This is a genomic window from Argonema antarcticum A004/B2 (assembly GCF_023333585.1).
GTDB classification, from domain to species: Bacteria; Cyanobacteriota; Cyanobacteriia; order Cyanobacteriales; family Aerosakkonemataceae; genus Argonema; species Argonema antarcticum.
In genome coordinates, this window is sequence record NZ_JAIQZN010000151.1 from 1 (window position 1) to 11,728 (window position 11,728).

Sequence of the window (11,728 nt, forward strand, 5' to 3'; positions counted from 1 at the left end):
TTTGACTGCGGTTAAAACCGCGAATCGCTTACATCCCCACGTCTAAAGCCGGGGGCTTTAGCTCGTTTTTCGGTAAACTACAACGTAAAGAAGCATAGAAGAAAGTCAAAAATCACTCATTCAAAAGTCAAAAGTCAAAAAAAAAGACTTTTGACTTTCACTCATCGAATTTGATAAGGCTTATAACCCACAACCGGATTGTAAACAAACTGCTTATAAGCCTTCACCTGTTGAGTCAACAAATCCCACTTAGGTTGCTTCCCACCTTCATCAGTCTCTATCTCCTCCTCCATTCGCTGCAAAAAAGCCTTCAAATACTTACGCCTACCACCATCATTCAAAAAACACCCCCCATCGCGATAGAAAAAATCCTCATTTCCATCAATCATTTGCCGATTCACCAAATACATTACCAAAGAATCCACCAAAGGTGCGCGAAACTCCTCAATCAAATCAGAAGCAAGCGCCGCATGGCGTTCCGTACCCTGATGCAAACAAGCTTGATAGGCGTCAAGTCCCTGCAATTCAATCAACGCCAACAAGTGATTCCACAACACCTGATAACCAAAACTCAACATCGCATTCACCGGATTTCCCGGCGGACGACGGGAACGCGCCAAAAATACAAACTCTGCCTTTTCCAAACATTCTGCAAAAGCCGAAAAATAACTAGCCGCACCCGCACCTTCGTATCCCATCAACCGTTCCAGAGTTTCCGCTGACCCAGCTTTCCCAATCAAATATGATAAACTTTGAATTGCAAAAGCAATCGTTTCCGTACCCCGGCGTCGTTGTTGTCGTTGCAAGATAACTCGACTATTTTTCAACTTAGCCTTCACAATCTCTCTCGCCACCACCAACCGTTGCGGAAAATCCAATTGTTGTTGATAGCGAGACAACTGCCGATATCCCCGTTCGATAGGTAAAATTCTCCCATAACAGTAGCCCATCCGCGACAAATAAGCAATCGGAATATTGCGCCACAAACAAGCACGAATCGCCTGAGTAGTCACCTGAGATTTCCCGAAAATCAGCACTTGTTCCAGCAAAGGTAACTGTACTTGTCCGAGAATATTGTCTTTTTGTTTATAGCAACCGCCAGGGCGATTAAGCCAACTCCAACTGTTACCTTTAGTCCATAATCCCTTACGGAGTAACCTTTTCCCTCTTCCCTCTTCCCTCTTCCCTAGTCCCTAGCCCCTAGCCCCTAGTCCCTAGCTATAACTACCAACATTTCTTGTGCTAGGGAGACATAGCAACCTTGCTGCGATACGTAAAGAGTCAGCATTATTTTCGATCTAAACTATCCGCATCTCGTTGCCGAATCTCAGCTTTATTCGCCCGATTTAACAACTCCGCCTCCTGAGTTTGCGGCGTTAAGTAACCCACAATTCTATCAGCAGCAGTCGCCGTCACAAAGCTAAATAATGTCACCAAAAGTGTATTGATAATCACAGCAACTAACCCCAAAGGTGCAATCAGCAAAATGATTAAAGTAATGCTGCCATTAACCACAGATACAGCCATGTTACGCACCAAAGCAGAACGAGAAGAGAGATACATAAATCCTCCTTGGAAATAGGTGATAAGTAATAGGTAATCGGTAGGACACCGCATCATAAATAATGTCGGTAATACCAAATTTTAATTATGCCGTATCCCGACAGCATAACTAATGACTAATCAAAACCTTTAGTCCCCAATCAGAAAGAGATCGCAAAAATTCCTTTGCGGGTATCTGCCAATTTCGCTGACAAACTTCTCGCAAAATATCCATCATCAACTTATATATCTCTTCATAATCACCACCAACTTTTACTGTCCAACCGTTCTTCCACCAAATATTTCGTAAGTCCATCAAAGTAACAGGTTCCGCTTGGTGAACTATATCATTACGCTGAAGGCGAATATCCGTTAACAGTGCTACAAAATTATCAGTTTGAGCAATCTTCTCTCTAGTTATCCAAGCATCATTTAATTCCTTAAAACCAGGCTGGTAAGGTTTAATAAAATTCCAATATTCCGGAATTTTAATCAATCCCTTTCCTCTCCAATCTTCCTGGAGACTGCGAACGTAAAGCAAACGTTCCAAAGTCTGAGAAAACTGATTGAAAGCGGCGGTATAATTTCCCCGCCGTAACTGCAACTCAATCAAAAAACTACTTTCCCAAACTTGCCCTAACTTATCCTCCCGCAACTCTAACAATTGCTTGCGCCAACCATTGATTTCTTCACTACTTGCCAAACTTGCCACAGCTTTAGAACATAACCAACCCCTCTCAAAATTCGGGTCTTTGAGAAATTTAACAATCTCCCAATTAGTAGACATTGCCAAATATCCCGCCAACTGATATAATAGCTTGTGCCGATTTTGATGGGATTGCAGCCAAATTTTAGCCTCCAAGAAATCGCCCCGTTCCCAAGCGGAAATCACCCGCAAACGTTCCAAAGGCCAAAAATACTCGCTCACCGATATCAAATCATACTTTTCTGCCTTACAAACACCATAATTCCCATCAGCATCAACCGGAAAAAGCGGTGAAGGTTCGATCGGAGTAGCATTAATTACCTGACATTGACGCACCAACGCCGCCGCGCAAATTTCCAACCCTTCCGCCATCGCCGGAACCGCACCTTTATTCTCAATAACTAGGACGAATTGTGCCGCCTCATCTGCCGACATCGATTTCATCGGTTCCAAAGCAATAGGTAAAATAAAACCTTCCAATTCCTCTCGAATTGTTTCCCGATGATTCGCATTTACCATCGGATGCAAAACATCAACCTTTACCTCTTTCCAAGTCGCCTCAATCTTCCCTTTCATCAACTCCGCCAACCACAAAGTATCAGCGCGGCGATAATTCCAAGCAACACTTTCCGGTTGATTAGTTGCCCATAAAATGATATGCTTTAAACCCTTGGCAACGCAATCCGAAATAATCTTTTCATCCAACAACAAAACAACGGCGCTAAAATCCCCATCCAACCATTCCCGACAATGCTCATAATAGCGCTGGCCCAAATCCCGTACACTCCAGGGGTAGTGCTGATTATCCTCATAGCAACCCCGCTCCACCCCCAATTCCCGGTATAATCGATCGATATGTGGGGGATGACCGCGATCGCCATCCGCACCAAAGCAACGCACCACCCCATCATGCGATCGCCACCCCACCTGACGAGTACCAACCGAAATAATTAAAGTATCGACGCGATTTAGTTCCAGTTGCGTGCTAGTCTGCATATAATTTTGTCATCCAATAGGCGATCGAACTTATCCTTCATCGAAGTTAACAGCACTTATCCCAGAAATACTATAAACTGACAATATCAATCAAATTGAATCAAATAGCCCACAATGCCCGTGCTGGGCTGAATTCCATAACTTTGAGAACAGGCGATCGATATCGGCTTTTACTTGACATCAGCGCATGGCCAAAAAACCCACCCCGCACCCCTACTCTGACTTGCTTTCATTCGATCGGCTAATGCTGCTCATCGCCACCCTCATCCAACACCCCGGCGTCGGCTGCAAAGAAGACGAATCGCCAGCAGATGGGCATCACGACGCCCTAGAGCAAGTGCAGAATAGCTTACAGCAAGTTGCCCGCGACCTCAATATCCAACTTCCCAACTATTCCATCCCCACCATCCGCAAAGACCTAGAAACCCTGCGACGCTATGGCATACTGGAACAGCGAATGTATCGCCAAGGTTATTATCTCGGCACCGGCGTCATGAGTCGAGACGAATTGCGAGTAGCATTTGAAGCCATAGCTTCAGCCGCCAAATATCAAGGTAATCCCCAAACAAGGCGCATTTATGAAATACTTAGCAAACGACTGCGGGGATTAGACTTAGAACTAAAAGGACAATTTTTTTATCCAGTCAGACAGCATTTAAATCGCGCCATCAACTACACCGATCCCGAAGAAATGATGGCCAAAGGTAAAAACAGGAATAACCTGTTTCACCAGCTAGATGCCGTCGAACAAGCAATCAGCCAAGGTCAGGCGATCGAAATTTCTCGGCATAGCGACCCCTACCAGCGCGGTAAGATTGGCCTTATACAAGTTTGGCCGTTACAGTTAATTTATTATGACATTGCCTGGTATATTATTTATGAATACTGCTCAAACAATCATTTAGCGATCGGGCGAGTAAATCGGTTTAAAAATTATTGTGAAATTATCAATGCTTCTGGACGCAGTTTAGCAGCACAGCAGCAAAGTTTAATCAAAGCTCATAAACTATTGGAAAATGGCTGGGGTCTCTACTTGGGCGAATTCGATGAGCAGAAGGCCGAATTAGAGGGTAAATTGACATTAGAAAAAATTAAGGTGCGTTTTTTTCCAGCAGTAATACCTTTTATCTTAGAAGGCGAGCGTCGTCATCCCCGCCAAAAAGTCGATCCATTCCCAAAACATAGCCCTATAGAAGATCTAACCCATGTCAATTATACAATCGAATTGCCTCCTCGTTCTCTCAAAGAATTTAGCCTTTGGGTCGATCGACATAAGGACAATGCCCAAGTAATATCGCCGCCTGAGTTGGTAGAGAAACATCGCCAAGCAGCTCTAGCTTTGGTCGATCGATACAGTTAGTTGAAGCAAGTCTTTTCTATACTTTGCACCTGCTGCGATTGACATTTTTCACATTTTTCGTTTATGGTTCATTGCACGGGTGCGGTCAAAAGTAGTTGGTTGAGAAGAAGAGTCTTCCTTGTGCCCTCTATCGCCAACAGTTTTTGACCCGCGACGGGTCAAACTTCCGTTTGGCTGAGGTATAAACCGTTACCGAAAAAAAGACGGAAATCGAGGGAGAATAGGATTTGAGATTGATTTTCAATTCCCGAATTTCTATGCTCGCAGCCAAAATCTAAAATCCTACAGGATATCTACAGCTATGCAAACTGTACCAAATCCAGCCTTTGAATGTAAGCCAATTATACAGGTAGAAGACGATCGCACCGGGTTGAGTATCGAAACGCTCAAGCGGGGCTTCTTAGATAACCTTTTCTATCTGCAAGGTAAGTTTCCCGGCATTGCCACGAAAAACGATTGCTACATGGCATTAGCATACACGGTACGCGATCGCTTATTCAAACGCTGGATCGACACTGCCGAAACATACACAATAAACAGTTCGCGGACAGTGTGTTATCTTTCAGCCGAATTCCTCATGGGGCCCCACCTGGGCAACAACCTGATCAACCTGGGTATCTACGACCAAGTTAAACAAGCCATTCAAGAATTGGGACTCGACCTCGATCAATTACTCGAACAAGAAGAAGAACCCGGACTCGGCAACGGTGGTTTGGGGCGGTTAGCTGCCTGCTACCTCGACTCAATGGCAACCTTAGAGATTCCCTCTCTAGGTTATGGCATCCGCTACGAATTTGGTATCTTTGAGCAAAAAATCCAAGATGGCTGGCAAGTCGAAATCACCGACAAATGGCTGCGCTTCGGTAATCCCTGGGATGTAGCCCGTCCAGAATGGGCAGTGGAAGTGAAACTCGGCGGTCATACAGAAGTATATCTTGACGAACTCAAGCGCTACCGAGTCCGCTGGATTCCCTTCCAAGTCGTTAAAGGCATACCCTACGACACACCAATTTTAGGATACAAAGTCAATACTGCCAATACGTTAAGATTGTGGGCAGCCGAAGCACCCGAATCCTTTGATTTTGACGCCTTCAACTCTGGCGATTATGTCAAAGCCGTTCAAGCAAAGATGACCTCGGAAAATCTCTCCAAAGTCCTCTACCCCAACGACAATCTTTCCCAAGGTAAAAAATTGCGGCTGGCGCAGCAAATCTTTTTCGTCTCTTGTTCTCTGCAAGACATGATTCGGATTATGGAAGGGCAAAAGATTGCACTGGAAAAATTTCCAGAAAAATTTGTCATTCAACTGAATGATACCCATCCTTCCATCGCCGTTGCAGAACTCATGCGGTTGCTAATCGATGAACACGGAATGGAATGGGAACAAGCTTGGGACATCACTACCCATACTTTCGCTTACACCAACCATACCTTATTACCAGAAGCCTTAGAAAGATGGCCTCTCAGCTTGTTTGGTGAATTATTGCCCCGACACCTCGAACTCATTTACGAAATTAACAGTCGTTTCCTCGACGATGTTCGCATCAAGTATCCCGATAATTTCGATCGAGTCGGGCGAATGTCCCTAATTGACGAAAGCGGCGAACGCTACATCCGCATGGCAAATTTGGCTTGTGTGGGTAGCTTTGCGATTAATGGAGTCGCAGCACTACACACTGAACTCCTGAAAAAAGATGTCTTGCACGACTTCTATGAGATGTATCCAGAGAAGTTCAACAACAAGACGAATGGGATCACCCCGCGCCGATTTATTGCATTAAGCAATCCCAAAATGTGCCAACTTATTGACAGCAAGATTGGAGATGGTTGGCTCAAAAGTTTGGATGAACTTCGCAAGTTAGAACCTTTTGCGGAAGATCCAGAATTTCGCTCTAAATTCCGGCAGATCAAGCAATCTATTAAGCAAGATTTGGCTGATTATATCAAAGCGAAAAGCGGCATAGAAGTAGATGCAAATTCACTGTTTGATATTCACGCTAAACGATTCCATGAATACAAGCGGCAGCACTTAAATGCCCTGCACATTATTACCTTGTACAACCGAATCAAGGCGAATCCAGAACTTGATATTACGCCGCGCACTTTCCTATTTGGTGGCAAAGCAGCCCCCGGATATTATATTGCCAAGCTGATTATCAAGCTAATCAATTCGATCGGTGAGGTAGTCAACCGCGATCCAGATGTCAGAGGACGCTTGAAAGTTGTCTTCCTAGAAGATTACAGCGTTAAGTTTGCTCAACGAGTTTATCCGGCGGCGGATTTATCCGAACAAATTTCGACAGCAGGAAAGGAAGCGTCTGGAACGGGTAACATGAAATTTGCCTTGAATGGAGCCCTAACTATCGGCACGTTGGATGGTGCTAATGTTGAAATCCGTGAAGAGGTGGGAGCAGAAAACTTCTTTTTATTCGGATTAACGGAAGAAGAAGTGAATGCCAAAAAAGCTTACGGATACGATCCGATGTATTATTACAATACAGACCCGGAATTGAAATTGGCGATCGATCGCATTTCGTCTGGTTTCTTCTCCCACGGCGATCAAAATTTGTTTAAACCTTTGTTGGATACCCTGTTGTATCACGACGAATATATGCTCTTGGCAGACTATCGCGCTTATATAGAATGCCAAGAACTCGTCAGTGAAGCTTATCTAGATGTGGAAAACTGGACTCGGATGACAATTCTAAATGTGGCGCGGATGGGTAAATTCTCTTCCGATCGTTCGATTGGAGATTATTGTCAAGACATTTGGAAGATTGAACCTGTCAAAATTAAATTAGGAGAATATGGACAGGCAGATGTCAATCAATTGAAGATAAGTTTGTAGTAGGTGCGATAAAGAAACCCGGTTTCTTCAAGAAACCGGGTTTCTGGAGTGTACTTCATCCCACTGAAAACCGCTATAAATCATATTGACAGAGCAAAGCTGACTCAACTAAAGTATGCCAAATTTATAACTAAAATGATAATGTAGATCGTAAAGGAGCAAGAAAATAATGAATACAAAACTTATTGAATCTCTAGCTGAAATGATTTTATCTCTATCTGAAGAAGAGAGACACTTTTTAGATACGAAAATCAAAGCCTCAGCCTCATCAACAGTTTCTCAATCGATTCAACCAGAACTTTTGGACTTAGAAAATCGATTAAAAAATTTTGAATCACAATACCAAATGTCATCTGATGAATTTTACCAACGCTTTCGGACGGGGGAATTAGGAGACGAAATAGACTTCTTTGAGTGGAGTGTTTTCTATGAAATGTGGAAGACAGCCCAAAAATAATCAAAATCTAGTGAAATTAAACCTACCTAATGGCCATTAGGACTTTCTATCAATCACCAATTAATTGCCTAACTCGGTTGCGAAAAGCTCTCAATGTTGGACTTCTACCAAGAGTGGCACTTTGAGGTACAAATTCGGTGATTAGTTTCTTAATGGGTAACGCTGAAAAATTTGGGCTAGTTTGAGATTCAACATATTTTCCCCCTTGGAGAACATTAATTTGTAATTGGTTATTTTCATATCGCCACAGTTCGGGAACTTGCAAAGCAACGTAAGCTTCTAGTTGGGTTTTCGAGGTGACATCAATTTCAATCCCTAAGTCGGGTGGTGGGTCTACGTTTAAATCGATGCGCCGTTTTCCTCGCATCATTAGATGATTTTGAATATAAAAACATTGATCTGGTTCAACGCTGCCTTTTTTGGTTTTTGCTTTGAAAGTGGTGGAACCAAAACACTCGCAGTCCATTTCTAATTCTTCTAGCAATATCTTGACCATATCGCCAATTAGTTCTTTGTCTACTTCATGTTCTGGCAATGGCATCCTAATCTCCAATGTTCCCTGGCTATAAGCTAATCTGGTGGCGCGGTGTTCTCCTAATTCTTCTAAAATGGCTTCAAATTCTTGCCAGTTAACTTCGTGCAACAACACACGCTGTCCTGGCGGAACGTCTATTTGTGTTAGTTGCAGTGTAACCATCTACTGCTACCTCGTCTTGTGGTACAAATCTAATTTGAGAATTTGGGCAAATCCTATGGGGAAAATAGACTTTTGATTATCTACAAGACTTACGCACCCATCAGAGGTGTAGGGGCGGGTTTTGTTGATAGACTATTTATTTGAAACAGAGGTTATCTGCTAAACCCGCCCCTACAAACCCATCAGAGGTGTAGGGCGGGTTTTGTTGATAGACTATTTATTTGAAACAGAGGTTATCTGCTAAACCCGCCCCTACAAACCCATCAGAGGTGTAGGGCGGGTTTTGTTGATAGACTATTTATTTGAAACAGAGGTTATCTGCTAAACCCGCCCCTACAAACCCGCGTCTACAATCGTTGATTTTTCGTTATTTTGAGTAAGTCCTAATCTAATTATAATCTACTTTTAATATGATATTCTATTTATTATTATCCCGCACTAGGGTTATTTACCCTGACTGCATCATCCAGACAAAGAAGCTGAGGATTTGATCTACGGGCGGTAGCGGATAAACTGATAGGTCAATGGTGACAGTTTGCTCTTCAAGTTTGAGGAATTGCCATTGAATGCCATTACTTACACTGCCATAAATGGTTGGAATAGATTTTTCCTTTGTCTCATTAAAGCGTTGAGCGGCGACCATCTCAGCAATGCACTGACCGATTACCGTTTTCAGGTCTGTTTTTTTTGCCTCTATAATGACTACTGTTGGTGCTTCGATTTCTAATACTTCGGTCGAGCGAGTCAGGAGAAAGTCGCAAATGCCGTTGAGTCCAACGGCTTCTTCAATTGTAAAATCTTCGCCGGAGAAGAGGCTGATTTGATGATCGAGAATTCGCCTTACTTCTAACAGTACGGGGTAGATAATTCCTTCGGAACGGGCTTTTTCACTGCCAGATATCGCAACAATTGGCAGGCTTTCTTTGAGAGTACCTGCTAAAACATCTGAAGGTGCGATCGGGCCCTGGGACGGCAGGAAGCGCGATCCCTCCAGAACTGTGAGCCCGAAGGCGGCTTTTGCTTTACCAATGGTGGTAAATTGGCTGTAGGGCATAGGAAAGGAGGAGATGGGGAATAGGGTCAAAAAAGGATATTTAACTTACCGGACATTATTAACAGTATCAAAGAGGTGTTACATCGTGAAAGTTAGTGTAGTCGATCGCAAGTAGCCCGTCCGGCATCCTAGACAAGATATCGACAAAACGCATATTCCATCGAATATCCTGGGCTCCAAAATAGTGGCGAGCATGAATAGTCTGCGAAACCGTTTCATCAAGTCCGGTTAGCGTTACTATGAGATCGAAATTCGCCTCTGCGAGGGATTCTGCTGTCAACCCATATAGAGGACTCATCTCGTCAATGGGGTGCATAACTGTCCAAGTCAGCATGAATATCGGCGTATTGCTGCGAAGCAGTTTCATGTCGTAAAAGCGGCGCATAGCTTGTCCTTCTGCGGTAACTTCATCGCGCAGCAAACTCACCCGCATCTCGGCTGACAAAATCTGGTTGTGGCGTTCGTTAGCAGCCCGAAACATCAGTGTCGGCACACCATGATGGGGAGCGATCGCAGCTACGCGGCTGAATAGCACTCTCGCGGTAGGGCGGGAAAACCGGGCGAACATCAGTCCCGTAGCCATTGATAGCGCCATTAAACCCGCTAGTGCTTCGATCGCAACCACTAGATTCGCGTAGTATGTGCGCGGATACATAGCCCCGTAGCCGATCGAAGCCATTGTCTGAACGCTGAAGAAGAAAGCATCAGCAAATGAGCCCGGATGGGCATTCTCAATGCAATCTCCTCCCGCTAAATAAGCTAGGGCAAACAGCGCGTTGGCGACAACATAATACAGAGAAATTATGGCTAGAAATTTAGGCCAAGAAACGATGAGCAGCAAATGGTAGGGGTCGCGCCAGCGTGAGTGCGATGAGCCTTTACGGATAACATTCAAGCTGCGATCGCGCGATCGTGTCAAGGGCCGATCGCGATCGAAAATACGCAGAAATTTAGGGCGACGTTTCATATAGTAGTTATAATTTTTGAGTGCTGAGTTTTGAATTGAGCATTTCTTAACTTAAACTAAGCTAAGAATTCAAAACTATTTTGCTATAACTTTGCCATGCTTGCCAGAAAACATAAATCGATAAAACCCCCAACAGAGTGCGAAAGGCTAAACTGACTATTTCATCTGACAATTTAGGTAGAAAGCGCGTACTAATTTGGGCTCCTAAAAAGCCACCAAATCCCAGGATAAGCCCCTCATAAAGCAAGACATTGCCTCGCAAAGCGTGTCCCGCACAAGCTGATATGGCTGTAATGATGATGACACCCAAACTCGTCTGAATCGCAGTTTTGATAGTTTCTCCCAAAAGCAAAATTTGCAGTGGCACCATAATCACACCTCCACCAACTCCAAACAAACCTGCCAGTATGCCTGCTGCGCTCCCAGTGGCAATTCTAGCAACAGAATTTTGGATTTTTGATGGAGAATTACTCGTTTTTCCCCTCTGCCCCTCTGCCCCTCTGCCCCTCTGCGTAGCAGTCAGGCGCTGGCGTAGATTGACTAAGTAAATGTTCAAAAGTAGCAGCAGTCCGAACGCCACCAGCAGGAAATAAGGGCGAATGTTGCTGGCTATGTAAGTACCAATTTGTGCTGTCACCACAGCGGGAAATCCGATCGCCAGCACCTTTTGGAAGCTGAAGAAGCCCATCCGCCAGTTTTGTATGCTCCCAGAAATGGCCGTGATCAAAATCGACAGGCTACTGGTGCCAACCGCTTGCACTGGGGTGTAGTTCAATGCCACCAAGAACGGTACAAGCACCGTGCCGCCGCCTATGCCCAAAAATCCCGCCAGAATTCCCGTAAACAGCCCAGCAACAGCAAAAATCAGTAAACTTGTTGGTGTCATGTGGATTTTAGATTTTAGATTTTAGATTTTAGATGGCAAATTTGAAATCTAAAATCTAAAATTTAACTACTCGCTCCTGTTGTCCCCCGCTATAACTGTACTCAGTTTAGCGGCGGGATGAAAGGCAGGGAGATTGTAGGTACGGAAATCTCCAAATCTTTATCTTTGTGGATATTTTACTGAAATGTGTATAATGCAGTAAGGAGGTAAGGAGA

At 44.1% G+C, this 11,728-nt stretch carries 10 protein-coding genes; 3 read left to right on the top strand and 7 right to left on the bottom strand.

From position 1 onward, the window contains the following. Positions 1-161 precede the first annotated feature (161 nt). From LAY57_RS33320 to LAY57_RS33330, 3 genes are all read right to left on the bottom strand, one after another. Positions 162-1,073 carry a CRISPR-associated endonuclease Cas1, Slr7092 subtype gene (locus LAY57_RS33320; protein ID WP_420839185.1) on the bottom strand — a complete coding sequence of 304 codons (912 nt, stop codon included), beginning with the start codon at positions 1,071-1,073 and terminating at the stop codon, positions 162-164. Between the two features lie 214 nt (positions 1,074-1,287). After that, complete coding sequence (gene csx18 / locus LAY57_RS33325; protein WP_249071483.1) at positions 1,288-1,620, bottom strand: CRISPR-associated protein Csx18; 333 nt, start codon at positions 1,618-1,620, stop codon at positions 1,288-1,290. Between the two features lie 52 nt (positions 1,621-1,672). Next, positions 1,673-3,244: a hypothetical protein gene (locus LAY57_RS33330; protein ID WP_249071484.1), complete on the bottom strand. Its 1,572-nt coding sequence runs from the start codon at positions 3,242-3,244 to the stop codon at positions 1,673-1,675. 187 nt (positions 3,245-3,431) lie between these two features. On the opposite strand from LAY57_RS33330, the gene LAY57_RS33335 reads away from it, so the two are divergent. From LAY57_RS33335 to LAY57_RS33345, 3 genes are all read left to right on the top strand, one after another. Next, complete coding sequence (locus LAY57_RS33335) at positions 3,432-4,604, top strand: helix-turn-helix transcriptional regulator (RefSeq protein WP_249071485.1); 1,173 nt, start codon at positions 3,432-3,434, stop codon at positions 4,602-4,604. A gap of 301 nt (positions 4,605-4,905) precedes the next feature. After that, entirely contained in the window at positions 4,906-7,452 is a 2,547-nt protein-coding gene (locus LAY57_RS33340; RefSeq protein ID WP_249071486.1) for a glycogen/starch/alpha-glucan phosphorylase, read from the top strand. A 169-nt stretch (positions 7,453-7,621) separates the two neighbouring features. Further along, entirely contained in the window at positions 7,622-7,909 is a 288-nt protein-coding gene (locus LAY57_RS33345) for a hypothetical protein (RefSeq protein ID WP_249071487.1), read from the top strand. Positions 7,910-7,958: 49 nt separating this feature from the next. Here the strand turns inward: LAY57_RS33345 and LAY57_RS33350 are convergent, their stop codons facing one another. The 4 genes from LAY57_RS33350 to LAY57_RS33365 all read right to left on the bottom strand — a co-directional run bounded on the left by LAY57_RS33350 (position 7,959) and on the right by LAY57_RS33365 (position 11,513). Further along, a complete protein-coding gene (locus LAY57_RS33350) occupies positions 7,959-8,606 on the bottom strand; it encodes a Uma2 family endonuclease (RefSeq protein WP_249071488.1) in 648 nt (215 codons plus the stop codon). A 448-nt stretch (positions 8,607-9,054) separates the two neighbouring features. Next, positions 9,055-9,660, bottom strand: coding sequence for a hypothetical protein (locus LAY57_RS33355; RefSeq protein ID WP_249071489.1), 606 nt, complete (start codon positions 9,658-9,660; stop codon positions 9,055-9,057). Positions 9,661-9,727: 67 nt separating this feature from the next. Next, a complete protein-coding gene (locus LAY57_RS33360; RefSeq protein ID WP_249071490.1) occupies positions 9,728-10,627 on the bottom strand; it encodes an ion channel in 900 nt (299 codons plus the stop codon). A 61-nt stretch (positions 10,628-10,688) separates the two neighbouring features. Then, positions 10,689-11,513, bottom strand: a complete 825-nt coding sequence (locus LAY57_RS33365) for a sulfite exporter TauE/SafE family protein (protein WP_249071491.1) — start codon at positions 11,511-11,513, stop codon at positions 10,689-10,691. Between the last annotated feature and the right edge of the window lie 215 nt (positions 11,514-11,728).